We start from the raw sequence: 14985 nt of genomic DNA, 5'->3' as shown, positions 1-14985 counted from the left end.
GAATCAGGGGCTCGTTTTTAATGCGGATTGGCAACCGTCAACATCTGTCCAGGCTTGAGCGCCTGGCCGACGCGCGGATTCCAGCGCTTGAGATGCTGCATTTCAACGTTGAAACGCTTGGCGACGATGTACAGCGAGTCGCCTTGCTTGACCTTGTATTGGGTCTTTTGCTTCTTGGTGCTGGTCTTGGAGTTGGCGGCAACCACGGTGTTGACGCGTCCCGAGCTGCGTTTGCCGGTGTCTTGCATGACCAGGGTCTGGCCGGGCTTGAGGTTCTTGCCGGACAGCTTGTTCCAGCGCTGGAGATCCTTGACATCGACGTTGTTGGCCTTGGCAATGGAACCCAGGTTGTCGCCGCGCTTGACCCGATAACTGCGTTTGGCACTGGCCACTGCCGTGCTGTCCGCGCCATCGAAGACCGGCTTGAGCGGCTTCTTGCTGATCAGCTCTTCCGGACGCATGGTCTGCAGGCTGGTGGTCAGTAGCTGCGCCTTGGACGTCGGCACCAGCAAATGCTGGGGGCCGTCGATGGTGGTGCGTTGCTTGAAGGCCGGGTTGAGCTGGAACAACTCGTCCTCGTCGATGTTGGCCACCGCGGCGACCTTGGAAAGGTCCATGCGCTGGTTGATTTCGACGACCTGGAAGTACGGCTCGTTGGCGATCGGGTTGAGGTTCACCCCGTAGGCTTCCGGCGCCATCACGACCTGCGACAGGGCCAGCAACTTGGGTACATAGGCCTGGGTTTCGGCCGGCAACGGCAAGTTCCAGTAGTCGGTCGGCAGGCCTAGCTTTTCGTTGCGTTCGATGGCACGACTGACCGTGCCTTCACCGGCATTGTAGGCAGCCAGTGCCAACAGCCAGTCACCGTTGAACATGTCGTGCAGACGGGTCAGGTAATCCATCGCGGCGTTGGTCGACGCGGTAATATCTCGGCGGCCATCATAGAAACGGGTCTGGCGCAGATTGAAGTAACGCCCGGTGGACGGAATGAACTGCCACAGGCCAACCGCATTGGCCCGGGAATAGGCCATCGGGTTGTAGGCGCTTTCAATCACCGGCAACAGCGCCAGCTCCAAGGGCATGTTGCGCTCTTCGAGGCGTTCGACGATGTAATGAATGTAGAGGCTGCCGCGTTCGCCGGCGTTTTCGAGGAAAGAAGGATTGCTGGCAAACCACAGGCGCTGTTGCTCGATACGCGGGTTCACGCCCAGGTTGTCCTGCAACTGGAAGCCCTGGCGCATGCGCTCCCAGACGTCCTGCGGGATCTGCGGGGTCGGCTTTTCGCTGAGCCAGATGGGCTTCTGCTTGGCGCGGGCAGCAATGTTGGGCGTATGTGTCGCTTCAGATTGCGGAGCGTGGCTGGAGCAGCCCGCCAAGGTGGCGGACACAGCCACCGCTATGGCTTGAGCCAAGCGGGTCAATGCGTCTGAATTGATGGACTTACGTATGGATGACGACATTGGCTGGAAGTAAGTTCCGGGCAAAAATGTCGGGCGATTCTAGAAAGCGCACCCCCTGCGGTCAACCATTCAGCGTTTTTGGACCATCGTACAAGCTCTTTAGAACGTGTCTTTCCAGGCTCTGAGCGCCGCAAAAACCATGTCGGGCCGAGAGTTATCGGTGCCGGTCCGTTCGTCCGCTTTTTCTTTAACGGATGTTACGCCGGTACGTAAAAACGGATTTGTGCGCTTTTCCAGTGCGACTGTGGAAGGCAGTGTGATGACCCCGGCTTCCCGCTGACGGGTGACGGTGGCGAGGCGTTCCAGGGTGTCCGGATTGCCCGGTTCGACGGCGGCGGCGAAGCGCAGATTGCTCAGGGTGTATTCATGGGTGCAGTAGACGCGAGTATCCTCGGGAAGGGCTGCGAGGCGCGACAGCGAGGCATGCATTTGTTGCGGTGTGCCTTCGAACAAGCGACCGCAACCGGCAGCGAACAGAGTGTCGCCGCAAAACAGCAGGCCGCTGTGATAGTAGGCAATGTGGCCCAGGGTATGGCCCGGGACGGCGATGACATCAAAGTCATGGCCGAGCACGGTAATGCGGTCATCGTCCTTGAGCGCAACGTCCCGCGCCGGAATGTTTTCGCTGCCCGGCCCGTAGACCTTCGCGTCCGTCGCTTTCTTCAACTGTTCGACGCCGCCGACATGGTCATGATGGTGGTGAGTGATCAGAATATCAGTCAGGGCCCAGCCGGGATTGGCCGCAAGCCAGGCTGATACCGGGGCGGCATCCCCCGGATCGACGACCGCGCAGCGGTGCGTGTCGGGGTCTTGTAACAACCAGATGTAGTTGTCGGTGAAGGCGGGCAGGGCAGTGATCTGTATCATCGTCGGATTCGCCAAGCTGGAAACAATGGCGCATCTTAGAACTTCCTGGCGCGTTGGAGAATGCAATGACCGATAAAGCGTTCGCTCAGGCTGATCCTGACTGGCTGGCGTTGATCAGCACGGCCCGTGACTGGCTGTCCGGCCCCCTCGGGCAATTTTTGCTGGACGAAGAACGGCGCATGCTCGAAGACGAGCTCGGGCGCTTCTTTGGCGGCTACCTGGTGCATTACGGCCCGTCGGCCCAGACGCCGCCATCAGCACCGCAGGTACAGCGCAATGTGCGCCTGGGTGCGCCGTTGCCGGGCGTCGAGATTGTGTGCGAGGAGCAGGCCTGGCCGCTCAGCGAACATGCCGCCGATGTGGTGGTGTTGCAGCACGGTCTGGATTTCTGCCTGTCGCCCCACGGGCTGCTGCGCGAAGCTGCGAGCAGTGTGCGACCTGGCGGGCATCTGTTGATCATTGGCATCAACCCCTGGAGCAGTTGGGGTTTGCGCCATGTGTTCGCCCAGGACGGGCTGGGCAAGGCGCGCTGCATTTCGCCGTCACGGGTGGCTGACTGGCTGAACCTGCTAGGCTTCGCGCTGGAGAAACGCCGCTTCGGGTGCTATCGTCCGCCGCTTGCTTCGCCTGCCTGGCAAACTCGACTGGCGGGCTGGGAGCGCAAGGCCGGTGACTGGCAGTTGTCCGGCGGCGGCTTCTATTTATTGGTCGCGCGCAAGATCGTTGTAGGTCTGCGACCGCTCCGTCAGGAACGTCGCGAACCGATGGGCAAGCTGATTCCGTTGCCCATGGCCAAGGTCAACCGTCGCAATATCGAGCCCTAATACCCCATTTCATTTTCCGACCGGGTTGTCCCGGTCTCGGGCGTTGTCGATCGACGATCGGCGAGCCACCGTATTTTCTGGATAGACTGCATGAGCGATAGCGTAGAACTTTTCACCGATGGCGCCTGTAAAGGCAACCCTGGCCCTGGCGGCTGGGGCGCGTTGCTGGTGTGCAAGGGCGTGGAAAAGGAACTCTGGGGTGGCGAAGCCAATACCACCAACAACCGAATGGAATTGATGGGCGCGATTCGTGGCCTGGAAGAACTCAAGCGTTCGTGTGATGTGCTGTTGGTGACCGACTCCCAGTACGTCATGAAGGGCATCAACGAGTGGATGGCCAACTGGAAAAAACGCGGCTGGAAAACCGCCGCGAAAGAACCGGTGAAAAACGCCGATCTGTGGAAGCAGCTCGACGAGCAGGTCAACCGCCACAACGTCACCTGGAAATGGGTGCGCGGGCACATTGGCCATCATGGCAACGAACGCGCCGACCAGCTGGCCAACCGTGGCGTGGATGAAGTGCGCGGGTTCAAGCAGGCCTGATGACCGAGTCGTCCCCTTCGCGAGCAGGCTCGCTCCCACACTGGATCGCAGGTGAACTCAAGATCTGCGTTCAAGGAGATCAATTGTGGGGGCGAGCAGGCTCGCGAAGGGGACGAGTCGGTGTATCTGAAGATCCCGGCAAGCGTGTTAACATCGCCGCTTTTGCACGATTGACCGATTGAGAGCTGAACACCTGATGGCCACCAGATCCGTTGTACTCGATACCGAAACCACCGGCATGCCGGTGACCGACGGCCACCGGATTATTGAAATCGGTTGTGTCGAGTTGATCGGTCGGCGCCTGACCGGCCGGCATTTTCACGTTTACCTGCAACCGGACCGCGAAAGTGACGAAGGCGCCATCGGCGTCCACGGCATTACCAACGAATTCCTGGTGGGCAAACCGCGTTTCGCCGAAGTGGCCGAAGAATTTTTCGAGTTTATCAAGGGCGCGCAGCTGATCATCCATAATGCGGCGTTCGACGTTGGCTTCATCAACAACGAATTCGCCCTGATGGGTCAACACGACCGTGCCGACATCACGCAGCACTGTTCGATTCTCGATACGCTGATAATGGCCCGGGAGCGTCACCCGGGGCAGCGCAACAGCCTCGACGCCTTGTGCAAGCGCTATGGCGTCGACAACTCCGGCCGCGAACTCCACGGCGCCTTGCTCGACTCCGAGATCCTCGCCGACGTTTACCTGACCATGACCGGCGGCCAGACCAGCCTGTCCCTGGCCGGTAATGCCTCCGACGGCAATTGTTCCGGTGAGGGCGCGGACAACTCTGCAACGGAAATCCGTCGCCTGCCGGCTGGCCGCGCGCCGACCCGCATCATTCGCGCGAGTGAAGATGACCTGGCGCAACACGCGACGCGCCTGGAAATCATCAGCAAATCCGCCGGCGCGCCGGCACTGTGGTTGCAGTTGACCGAGGCGCAAGCCGAAGCTCAGGCGTAAATCAAAAACACAGGTTTTTGTGGCGAGGGAGCAAGCTCCCTCGCCACAAAATAGTGCGCTCGTTGTCCGGGATAGGGCATCTCGCTCGCCACATCCGCTCCAACCCTCTACCCTGAGGTGATTGGCAGGCTCAGGTCTGCCGCCTCAGGACACTGAGCCCCATGTATAAAGATTTGAAATTCCCGGTCCTGATCGTCCATCGCGACATCAAGGCCGACACCGTTGCCGGCGACCGTGTGCGGGGTATCGCCCGGGAGCTGGAGCAAGAAGGTTTCAGTATCGTCTCGGCGATGGATTACACCGAAGGGCGCCTGGTGGCTTCTACCCATCACGGCCTTTCGTGCATGTTGATCGCGGCGGAAGACGCCAGCGCCCACTCCCATTTGTTACAGAACATGGCCGAGTTGATCGGATTGGCGCGGGTGCGTGCGCCGGATTTGCCGATCTTCGCCCTCGGCGAGCAAGTGACCCTGGAGAACGCGCCCGCCGACGCGATGGCCGAACTCAATCAGTTGCGCGGCATTCTCTATCTGTTCGAAGACACCGTGCCGTTCCTTGCACGGCAAGTGGCGCGGGCCGCACGCAAATACCTGGACGGTTTGCTGCCACCGTTCTTCAAGGCCTTGGTGCAGCACACCGCCGACTCCAACTATTCCTGGCACACTCCCGGTCACGGTGGCGGCGTGGCCTATCACAAGAGTCCGGTGGGGCAGGCGTTCCACCAGTTTTTCGGGGAAAACACCCTGCGCTCGGATTTATCGGTGTCGGTGCCAGAGCTGGGTTCGCTGCTCGATCACACGGGGCCTCTGGCGGAAGCCGAGGCACGGGCGGCGCGCAACTTTGGGGCTGATCACACGTTCTTCGTCATCAACGGCACGTCCACGGCCAACAAGATCGTCTGGCATTCGATGGTCGCCCGCGATGACCTGGTGCTGGTGGACCGCAACTGTCACAAGTCGGTGCTGCATTCGATCATCATGACCGGCGCCATCCCGCTGTACCTGTGCCCGGAGCGTAATGAGTTGGGCATTATCGGCCCGATCCCCCTGAGTGAATTCAGTCCCGAGGCGATTCAGGCCAAGATCGACGCCAGCCCGTTGACCAAGGGGCGGGCGCCCAAGGTCAAGCTGGCGGTTGTCACCAATTCGACGTACGACGGCCTCTGCTACAACGCCGAGCTGATCAAGCAGCAACTGGGCAGCAGTGTCGAGGTGTTGCACTTCGACGAGGCCTGGTATGCCTACGCGGCGTTTCATGAATTTTTCAGCGGGCGCTATGGCATGGGCACTGCTCGTGGCGAAGCCAGCCCGTTGGTGTTCACCACCCATTCCACCCACAAACTGCTGGCAGCCTTCAGTCAGGCATCGATGATCCATGTGCAGGACGGCGGTGCGCGGCAGCTGGACCGTGACCGTTTCAACGAAGCGTTCATGATGCACATCTCGACCTCGCCGCAGTACGGCATCATTGCTTCGCTGGATGTCGCCTCGGCGATGATGGAGGGGCCAGCCGGGCGTTCGCTGTTGCAGGAAATGTTCGATGAAGCCCTGAGCTTTCGTCGCGCCCTGGCCAATTTGCGTCAGCACATCGCTGCGGATGACTGGTGGTTTTCCATCTGGCAGCCGCCCTCGGCCGAAGGCATCAATCGCGTGGTCACCGAAGACTGGTTGCTGCAGCCGGACGCTGACTGGCACGGCTTTGGCGGTGTGACGGACGATTACGTATTGCTCGATCCGATCAAGGTCACCCTGGTGATGCCGGGGTTGACTGCCGGCGGCGCGCTCAGTGAGCGTGGCATTCCTGCGGCGGTGGTCAGCAAGTTTCTCTGGGAGCGTGGGCTGGTGGTGGAGAAGACCGGGCTGTATTCGTTCCTGGTGCTGTTCTCCATGGGCATCACCAAGGGCAAGTGGAGCACGCTGCTGACCGAGTTGCTGGAGTTCAAGCGCAGCTATGACGCCAACGTCAGTTTGTCCAGTTGTCTGCCATGCGTGGCACAGGCGCATGTCTCGCGATACAGGGGCATGGGGCTGCGCGATTTGTGCGATCAGTTGCATGCCTGTTATCGCAGCAATGCCACGGCCAAGCACCTTAAACGCATGTACACGGTCTTGCCGGAAATCGCCATGAAGCCGGCTGACGCCTATGATCATCTGGTGCGCGGTGAAGTCGAAGCGGTCTCGATCGATGCCCTGGACGGGCGTATCGCTGCCGTGATGCTGGTGCCGTATCCACCGGGGATTCCGTTAATCATGCCCGGTGAGCGTTTTACCGACACGACCCGCTCGATTATTGACTACCTGGCGTTTGCTCGCACATTCGATAGCAATTTCCCGGGGTTCGTCGCCGATGTACACGGATTGCAACATGAAGACGAGGGCAATGGGCGGCACTACACCGTCGATTGCGTCAAGGAATGAGGACTTTTCCCAGTATGCAACCGGTCATCAATCCGAATCATCCAGGGCTGTCGGTGCGCGTTGCCGACGAAGGTTTTGCCGCCTATATCTGGGGCAGTGATTTCAGTTTTGAGGTCGCCGCTTACGGAACGCCTGAAATGGGGCACCCGGTGGAGCAATGGCGGGTCACGTCAATCACGCCGTATCGCAAATGCTATGGCATCGATCCCGAAGAGTTCAGCAGTTTTCGCGACGCACCGGACAGCGCAATTTTCATGGCGTTCCTTGACGACGAGCCGGTGGGCCATCTAGTGATCAGCACCAATTGGAACGGCTTTGCCCATATCGACGAGCTGGCGGTGCACGCGCCGGCGCGACGTCATGGTGTGGCCAAGGCGCTGCTGGACGTGGCGCAATTCTGGAGTCGCAAGAAGAAATTGCCGGGCATCATGCTCGAAACCCAGAACAACAATCTCGGTGCCTGCCGCCTGTACGAGCGCTGCGGCTATGTGATTGGCGGGATCGACCACCTGCGCTATCGCGGCATCGACCCCCATACCGCTGAGGTCGCGCTCTTCTGGTATCGATTGTTCGATAACCCGCTGGAAAACCCGATCAGTTCGCCAGCATCGCCGCGGCTTGTTCCGTAATGATGGTCAACAAGGTCTGGACGGCGGGCGATGGCTCACCGTTCTTCAAGGTCAACGCATAGAGGCTGATCGGCACGGCGGGGGACAGCGGGCACACATCGAGCCCGGTGGATTTGGCGCCGAGGGCGGTGAACGGGTCGACGATGGCCAAACCTTCACCGGCCTCGACCATGCTGCGCATCATCTGATGGGTCTGCACGCGGGTCTGGATCACCGGTGCCGGACGCAAGCCATGCAGCTTGTTTTCCAGTGCCGGGCTCAGCGGGTCATGGCCTTCGAGGCCGACCATCGTTTGTCCGGCCAGGTCCTGCAGTGAAATGTACTTCTGCTTGGGTTGCAGCCAGCCATGGGGCGCAAGCAGTTGCAGTTTGCCTTGAGCAATCACCTGGCAATCAATGTCGGCACGATCGGGGTCGTGCAGGCTCAGGCCCAGATCGCTTTCACGCAGCAACAGGCTTCTGACGATGTCGCGGGTTGGCTGGGCCAAGAGAGAGCAGGGTGCCTCGGGCAGGCGTCGACGCAGGGTCGCAATACTCTGTGGCAGCAATTGCTGGGCAAGGGGCGGGGTGCAGATGATGCGTAAGGGCGGTGCCAGGTACTGCTTTAGGCTATTGGCCAGGCGTTGCACCGGTTCCAGTGCGTCGTAGACGTGGGCGATTTCGGCCTGCAGCTCCCGCGCCTCGCGGGTAGCCTGCAAGCGCCCGCGCACGCTTGAGAACAGCATGAAGCCCAGTTGACCCTCGGCATCGCGCAAAATACCTTCGACTTCGGCCACTGGCAGCTGCAGCCATTCGGCGGCGGTGCCCAGGTGACCGGTCTGCAAGAGCGCCTGGATCACTTCGATATGGCGTAAGCGCATGCGTGAAGTCCATGTTCAGCGGGTGAAGGAGTCAGTCGCTGAATCCTAACCCAAGTCCGCGCATATGACTTCTGCTCATAACATCGAGTTATGACGCGACGCTGGTCACCGGCTCACGGGTGATGGTGACGCCCGTTTGCACCAGCATGAATTCATTGTCATCGACCTTGTTGACGCGATCGCCAATGGCCAGTTTGTACGTGGTTGCAGGCCCGGAACCGTCTGCAGACGGGGTGGACTCCTGGAACTCGTGTACCGAATAAATGCGGCCTTCCGCGTCTCTTGCATGGAACTGACCGACGAGTACTGCTGCCATCTGCTTAGAACCTCTGGAGATAAAACGCTTGATTTACGGCTTTGTAGACCGCCATCGAGCCAGGTAAGTTTTGCTGCTGAAAAAAAATAATCAGGACGCAGATATACCTGTGTTTACTGGCTGAACCATCGTCCGATCATCTATAACTACAGGCCTCCCCCCACGGACAATCGAGAGTCTTCCATGAGCAATGTCTATAACGTCGCCGTTGTTGTCGGCAGCCTGCGCAAAGCATCGATCAACCGCAAGATCGCGCTCGCCCTGGCCGATCTGGCGCCGGCCAATCTCAAGCTCACCATCGTTGAAATCGGCGATCTGCCGCTCTACAACGAAGATATCGATGGTGATTCACCGCCGGCAGCCTACAGCACTTTCCGGCAACAAGTGAGCTCATCCGACGCGGTGTTGTTCGTCACCCCGGAATACAACCGTTCTGTGTCGGCGCCAATGAAAAACGCCATCGACGTCGGCTCGCGCCCTCACGGCAAGAGCGCCTGGAGCGGCAAACCGGGCGCGGTGATCAGTGTGTCGCCGGGCGCGATTGGCGGTTTCGGCGCCAACCATCACCTGCGTCAATCCATGGTTTTTCTCAATGTGCCGTTGATGCAGCAGCCCGAGGCTTACCTGGGCGGTGCCGGTTCGGCGTTCGATGAAGCGGGCCAGTTGTCGGAATCGGTCAAACCGTTCCTGCAAAGTTTTATCAATGCATATGGACAATGGGTCGAGCAGCACAAGAAGGCCTGACTGAATCTGAGAGGCGGGGGCTTGATCGCAAGCCCCTTGGCCGCTGCGAAATGCTGCTTTACTGCATATTCGAAATTCCATATATTCACGCCTCGTTTGTTCAGAGGCGTGTTCTTCATGTCCGACTCCGCACTCGCGCGGCGTTGCTGATCGCACGTGATGGCGGACCGGCCGGTCCGTTGCTGCTGATTATTTCTCCATTCTTTGAAGGCAGTTGCGCATGTTTGTAGCGTCACTGATTTTTCTGCTGACCATCACCCTGGTGATCTGGCAGCCCAAGGGACTCGGCGTTGGTTGGAGCGCGGTACTTGGCGCGGTGCTGGCCTTGATTTTTGGCGTGGTACACCTGAGCGACATTCCACTGGTGTGGCAAATCATCTGGAACGCCACCGGCACCTTTGTCGCGCTGATCATCATCAGCCTGTTGCTGGACGAAGCCGGGTTTTTCGCCTGGGCGGCGCTGCATGTGGCCCGTTGGGGTAAGGGCAGCGGGCGCAAATTGTTTGCCTATATGGTATTGCTCGGGGCGTTGGTGTCGGCATTGTTCGCCAATGACGGTGCGGCGCTGATCCTCACGCCGATTGTGATCTCCATGCTGCTGGCACTGCGTTTTTCCCCGGCAGCGACCCTGGCGTTCGTCATGGGCGCCGGCTTCATCGCCGACACGGCCAGCCTGCCGCTGGTGGTGTCGAACCTGGTGAACATCGTTTCCGCAGACTTCTTCAACATCGGCTTCAACCGGTACGCGGCGGTGATGATCCCGGTCAATCTGGTCAGTGTCGCGGCCACGCTGGCGGTATTGATGTGGTTTTTCCGCCGCGACATCCCGAAAAACTATGACCCTGAGCAGTTGGAACATCCAGCGTCGGCCATTCACGACAAGGCGACGTTCTACGCCGGTTGGGCGGTGCTGGTGATCCTGTTGCTCGGCTGTTTCGCGCTCGAGCCGCTGGGCATTCCTATCAGTGCGATTTCGGCGGTGTGCGCGGCCTTGCTGCTGGCGATCGCCGCACGCGGCCACAAGATATCCACACGCAAGGTGATCAAAGAAGCGCCGTGGCACATCGTGATTTTCTCGCTGGGCATGTATCTGGTGGTCTACGGCTTGCGCAACGCAGGGCTCACCGGCTACCTGGCAAGCTGGCTCAATGGTTTTGCCGAATACGGGGTTTGGGGCGCGGCGCTGGGCACGGGGGTGTTGACCGCATTGTTGTCGTCGATCATGAACAACTTGCCGACGGTGCTGATCGGGCTGCTGTCCATCGATGCCAGCCAGGCGACCGGTGTGGTCAAGGAAGCGATGATCTACGCCAACGTCATCGGCAGTGACCTGGGGCCGAAAATCACCCCGATCGGCAGTCTGGCGACGTTGCTGTGGTTGCATGTGCTGGAACGCAAAAACATTCAGATCGGCTGGGGGTATTACTTCAAGGTCGGGATTGTGTTGACGGTGCCTGTGTTGTTGGCGACGTTGGCGGCGCTGGCTGTGCGGTTATCTCTTTAAACCGCGATAGCGGTAGTCCAGTCCACTCGGTGCTCAACCTTGCCCCGGCACATTGGGCCAAAGATCCGCTACCAGAAACAACCGCTCGGCCTCTTCCCAGTCGCCACGGGTATTTTCCGTCAATCGCACCAGCAATTGCGCCGGCGCGAGTGGGTCGAGGTCACTCAGCCATGCGCTCAGTTGCCCGGTGTTCCAGGTGTGTTCCGCCGTGTAGTGCGCCGGTGCCAGCCAGGCGTGGCGGGGAAGGGGTTGCCAGCGCCCCGGCAAGCTTTGCTCGACAAAATCAGACCAATCCTTTTGATGCAACCAGCGACCGCGCAAGTGTTGGGGGTGTGCACCGCTCGGCGCCGCCGCTTGCCCCGGCCATGGATAAAGCAAATAACCGCCCAGCCACAGGTGCGCACTGAACTCGCGAATGTCCAGCGACGCCAGCACTTCGCGGCTTTCGGGGCGTGCGGATATGGGCAGTTGATGCTGGCTCAAATGCGCCAGTTTGCGATCCAGCCGATCGTGACAGCCAGGGCCGAGCCATTGCGCGGCGTCATGCCCGTCACCCGATTGCGGGCCCAGATACAGCTTGATCGCCAGCTCCAGGTGATGCACGCCGTCGCGGTCACGCAGCAGCATATCCAATTCGCCCAAGGTGTGGCCTTCGCGGCGGATCGGCAGGTTGGCGGCAATCAGTTCGATGCCTGGCGCATGCTCCACGGCAAATTGCCAGAGTCGCTCATAGTACAAGCCAAGACGACGGGTGCGAGCCTGCGCCAACCAATGCAGCAAGCCATAGCTGTCCTGATCCAGCCGGCGCAGCCATTGTTCCAGACGCTCCGGAGCCTGTACCCAGTCGCTGCCGGCCAGCGGGTGGCGTTGCGGCCACGGTGTGTCGGCGAGCATCGGCGGCGCGAGAATGACCCACGCCAGGTCGCGCACTTCGGGGTGGCGCAGCTGGTGGGGTAACGGGAGCAAGTCTGGAAATAGGATCATCTTGCGAGCATAGCCCGAAACGCGAGCACGCCCTTGAGGCTGAAAGGATTTTGTCTATCAGCGCCTTTCGCCCATAATCGTGTTTTTGTCGCCGCACAGATTCCCAGCAGGAGCCCCATGGAGCAATTTCGCAATATCGGCATCATCGGTCGCCTGGGCAGTTCCCAGGTGCTGGATACCGTCCGCCGACTGAAACGGTTTCTGCTCGATCGTCACCTGCACGTGATTCTCGAAGACACCATCGCCGAAGTCCTGCCGGGCCACGGCCTGCAAACCTCGTCGCGCAAGATGCTCGGCGAAGTCTGTGACATGGTGATTGTGGTCGGCGGTGACGGCAGTCTGCTCGGCGCCGCACGCGCGTTGGCCAAACACAATATTCCGGTGCTCGGTATCAACCGTGGCAGCCTGGGTTTCCTGACCGATATCCGCCCTGACGAGCTGGAAATCAAGGTCGCCGAGGTGCTCGACGGCCACTATCTGGTGGAAAACCGGTTCCTGTTGCAGGCTGAAGTCCGTCGCCACGCCGAGGCCATTGGCCAGGGCGATGCGCTGAACGACGTGGTCCTGCACCCCGGTAAATCCACGCGGATGATCGAATTCGAACTGTACATCGACGGCCAGTTCGTTTGCAGCCAGAAGGCCGACGGCCTGATCGTCGCCACACCGACCGGTTCGACCGCCTATGCATTGTCCGCCGGCGGGCCGATCATGCATCCCAAGCTCGACGCCATTGTAATCGTGCCGATGTACCCCCATACCTTGTCGGGCCGGCCGATTGTGGTCGATGGCAACAGTGAGCTGAAAATCGTCGTGTCCAAGGATATGCAGATTTACCCGCAAGTCTCGTGTGACGGGCAGAACCACTTTACCTGTGCGCCCGGCGACACCATCACCGTCAGCAAGAAAGCCCAGAAGCTGCGGTTGATCCATCCGCTCGACCACAACTACTACGAAGTCTGCCGGACCAAGCTCGGCTGGGGCAGCAAGTTGGGTGGTGGAGGCGACTGATGCTCGATCCCGCGCGTAGCTACGACCTGATCGGTGACGTGCACGGTTGCGCAATGACCCTTGAGCATTTGCTCGACCGGCTCGGTTATCACAAACAAGGTGGCGTCTGGCGCCATGCTTCGCGCATGGCGGTGTTTGTCGGCGACATCATTGACCGTGGCCCGCGGATTCGCGAGGCGCTGCACATCGTCCACGATATGGTCGAGGCCGGTCAGGCACTGTGCATCATGGGCAACCACGAATTCAACGCGCTGGGCTGGGTGACACCGGCGCTGCCTGGCAGTGGCAAGCAGTTCGTGCGCGAACACACGCCGCGCCACGCGCGCCTGCTGCATGAAACCCTGACTCAATTTGAACAGCATCCCGGCGACTGGCATGACTTCCAGCAATGGTTCTACAAGCTGCCGCTGTTTCTCGATGCCGGGCGTTTCCGCGTGGTGCATGCCTGCTGGGATGCCGATCTGATCGAACCGCTGCGGGCGTTGTTTCCCAGCGGTTGCATCGATGAGCATTTCCTCCAGGCTTCGGCCGAGTCCGGCTCCTTTGCCTGTACCGTGTTCGATCGTCTGCTGCGTGGTACCGACATGCGCTTGCCCCATGGCCTGACCATGACCAGCGGCGACGGTCTGGTGCGTTCGTTCTTCCGCACCAAGTTCTGGGAGGACGACCCGAAAACCTACGGCGATATCGTGTTCCAGCCGGACGCCTTGCCTGAGCCAGTGGCCCAGACGCCATTGACTTCCACTGAAAAGAACAACCTGTTGCGCTACGGCGTCGACGAACCCTTGCTGTTCGTCGGCCATTACTGGCGCAGCGGCAAGCCGGCGCCGATCCGCCCGAACCTGGCGTGCCTGGATTACAGCGCCGTGCTCTACGGCAAACTGGTCGCCTATCGCCTGGACCAGGAAACGCGGCTCGATCCGCATAAGTTCGTCTGGGTCGATGTCGAGCGACCTGAGGTTTTGCAATGAAAGAGATGCTGCGATGAGCTCGGTAGCGGTTTTGCGACTGCCCCTGGCGGTGGACCTGAGCGGGTTCGTCAAATTGCTGCAACGCATGCAGGTGCCGCATCGGGTCAGCGAAGAGTCCGGTGAGCAGGTGTTGTGGGTGCCGCAGAACATCAGTGACGACGTCCTGGCGCTCTACGAACGGTTCCCGGCGGGCGATCCCGATCAGCAACTGGATATTCCGCTGGCACAAACCCGCAAGCGTCCGGGCTTCGTCGAGCAGGTGCGCTATGCGAAAGCCACGGCGCTGGTGCTGATCCTGAGTCTGATCGTCGGTGCATTGACGATGTTGGGCGACAACCTCAATACGATGCGCTGGCTGACGTTCCTCGATTTCCGCATCGTCGGCGAATACATCCACTTTGTACCGCTGGCCGACAGCCTCGCGGCGGGGCAGTGGTGGCGACTGGTGACGCCGATGCTGATCCACTTCGGCATCCTCCACCTGGCCATGAATGGCATGTGGTACTGGGAACTGGGACGGCGCATCGAGTCGCGCCAGGGCAGCATCAATCTGGTCGGCCTGACCTTGCTGTTCAGCCTCGTCTCCAACTACATCCAGTATTTTTTCAGCGGCCCGACCCTGTTTGGCGGGTTGTCCGGGGTGCTTTACGGCTTGCTCGGGCATTGCTGGATCTTCCAGTTACTGGCGCCGAACCCCGCCTATCGTCTGCCCCGGGGCGTGCTGGTGATGATGCTGGTGTGGTTGCTGCTGTGCCTGTCCGGGCTGGTCTCGATGATCGGCTTCGGCGAAATCGCCAACGCGGCCCACGTCAGCGGGTTACTCATCGGATGCTTCACCGGTTTGTTGGGCGGTTTGTATAACCGCCGTAAACTGGCCGCCTAATTCAGAACATGCCTT

15 protein-coding genes are annotated in these 14985 nt (G+C 60.2%); 10 read left to right on the top strand and 5 right to left on the bottom strand.

Annotation, left to right across the window (positions count from 1 at the left end):
* Window positions 1–17: 17 nt before the first annotated feature.
* A complete protein-coding gene (locus tag BVK86_RS03900) occupies window positions 18–1460 on the bottom strand; it encodes a transglycosylase SLT domain-containing protein (RefSeq protein ID WP_075945179.1) in 1443 nt (480 codons plus the stop codon).
* Window positions 1461–1559: 99 nt separating this feature from the next.
* Window positions 1560–2327 carry a hydroxyacylglutathione hydrolase gene (gloB, locus tag BVK86_RS03895; RefSeq protein ID WP_075945178.1) on the bottom strand — a complete coding sequence of 256 codons (768 nt, stop codon included), beginning with the start codon at window positions 2325–2327 and terminating at the stop codon, window positions 1560–1562.
* 65 nt (window positions 2328–2392) lie between these two features.
* On the opposite strand from gloB, the gene BVK86_RS03890 reads away from it, so the two are divergent.
* The 5 genes from BVK86_RS03890 to BVK86_RS03870 all read left to right on the top strand — a co-directional run bounded on the left by BVK86_RS03890 (window position 2393) and on the right by BVK86_RS03870 (window position 7701).
* Window positions 2393–3151 (top strand): class I SAM-dependent methyltransferase, encoded by a 759-nt coding sequence (locus BVK86_RS03890; RefSeq protein ID WP_075945177.1) that lies wholly within the window; start codon window positions 2393–2395, stop codon window positions 3149–3151.
* 90 nt (window positions 3152–3241) lie between these two features.
* Window positions 3242–3694, top strand: coding sequence for a ribonuclease HI (rnhA, locus tag BVK86_RS03885; protein WP_075945176.1), 453 nt, complete (start codon window positions 3242–3244; stop codon window positions 3692–3694).
* 196 nt (window positions 3695–3890) lie between these two features.
* Window positions 3891–4655 carry a DNA polymerase III subunit epsilon gene (dnaQ, locus tag BVK86_RS03880; RefSeq protein ID WP_075945175.1) on the top strand — a complete coding sequence of 255 codons (765 nt, stop codon included), beginning with the start codon at window positions 3891–3893 and terminating at the stop codon, window positions 4653–4655.
* 161 nt (window positions 4656–4816) lie between these two features.
* Window positions 4817–7072 carry an arginine/lysine/ornithine decarboxylase gene (locus BVK86_RS03875; protein ID WP_075945174.1) on the top strand — a complete coding sequence of 752 codons (2256 nt, stop codon included), beginning with the start codon at window positions 4817–4819 and terminating at the stop codon, window positions 7070–7072.
* A 14-nt stretch (window positions 7073–7086) separates the two neighbouring features.
* On the top strand, window positions 7087–7701 hold the full coding sequence (locus tag BVK86_RS03870; RefSeq protein WP_075945173.1) for a GNAT family N-acetyltransferase: 615 nt from the start codon (window positions 7087–7089) through the stop codon (window positions 7699–7701).
* Here BVK86_RS03870 and BVK86_RS03865 read toward each other — a convergent pair.
* Both BVK86_RS03865 and BVK86_RS03860 read right to left on the bottom strand, forming a co-directional pair.
* Entirely contained in the window at window positions 7667–8560 is an 894-nt protein-coding gene (locus BVK86_RS03865; protein ID WP_075945172.1) for a LysR substrate-binding domain-containing protein, read from the bottom strand. The genes BVK86_RS03870 and BVK86_RS03865 overlap by 35 nt on opposite strands.
* 88 nt (window positions 8561–8648) lie before the next feature.
* On the bottom strand, window positions 8649–8876 hold the full coding sequence (locus BVK86_RS03860) for a hypothetical protein (protein ID WP_075945171.1): 228 nt from the start codon (window positions 8874–8876) through the stop codon (window positions 8649–8651).
* Window positions 8877–9059: 183 nt separating this feature from the next.
* On the opposite strand from BVK86_RS03860, the gene BVK86_RS03855 reads away from it, so the two are divergent.
* Together BVK86_RS03855 and BVK86_RS03850 are read left to right on the top strand one after the other, a co-directional pair.
* Entirely contained in the window at window positions 9060–9620 is a 561-nt protein-coding gene (locus tag BVK86_RS03855; protein ID WP_075945170.1) for an NADPH-dependent FMN reductase, read from the top strand.
* Between the two features lie 220 nt (window positions 9621–9840).
* Window positions 9841–11124 carry an arsenic transporter gene (locus tag BVK86_RS03850; RefSeq protein ID WP_075945169.1) on the top strand — a complete coding sequence of 428 codons (1284 nt, stop codon included), beginning with the start codon at window positions 9841–9843 and terminating at the stop codon, window positions 11122–11124.
* Window positions 11125–11157: 33 nt separating this feature from the next.
* Here the strand turns inward: BVK86_RS03850 and BVK86_RS03845 are convergent, their stop codons facing one another.
* The gene (locus tag BVK86_RS03845; RefSeq protein WP_075945168.1) at window positions 11158–12108 is read right to left on the bottom strand and encodes a DUF1853 family protein; all 951 of its coding nucleotides are present in this window, start codon (window positions 12106–12108) and stop codon (window positions 11158–11160) included.
* A 117-nt stretch (window positions 12109–12225) separates the two neighbouring features.
* Between BVK86_RS03845 and BVK86_RS03840 the strand changes: the two genes are divergently transcribed.
* From BVK86_RS03840 to BVK86_RS03830, 3 genes are read left to right on the top strand one after another with little or no spacing between them, the layout of a single operon-like run.
* Window positions 12226–13116 carry an NAD(+) kinase gene (locus BVK86_RS03840; RefSeq protein WP_011333623.1) on the top strand — a complete coding sequence of 297 codons (891 nt, stop codon included), beginning with the start codon at window positions 12226–12228 and terminating at the stop codon, window positions 13114–13116.
* The gene (locus tag BVK86_RS03835; RefSeq protein ID WP_075945167.1) at window positions 13116–14087 is read left to right on the top strand and encodes a metallophosphoesterase; all 972 of its coding nucleotides are present in this window, start codon (window positions 13116–13118) and stop codon (window positions 14085–14087) included. The genes BVK86_RS03840 and BVK86_RS03835 overlap by 1 nt, the downstream gene beginning before the upstream one ends.
* 13 nt (window positions 14088–14100) lie before the next feature.
* Complete coding sequence (locus tag BVK86_RS03830; protein WP_075945166.1) at window positions 14101–14970, top strand: rhomboid family intramembrane serine protease; 870 nt, start codon at window positions 14101–14103, stop codon at window positions 14968–14970.
* Window positions 14971–14985 lie beyond the last annotated feature (15 nt).

Origin of the sequence: Pseudomonas reinekei, assembly GCF_001945365.1 — a bacterium.
Lineage (GTDB): Bacteria > Pseudomonadota > Gammaproteobacteria > Pseudomonadales > Pseudomonadaceae > Aquipseudomonas > Aquipseudomonas reinekei.
This window is presented reverse-complemented; position numbering and strand designations above follow the sequence as displayed.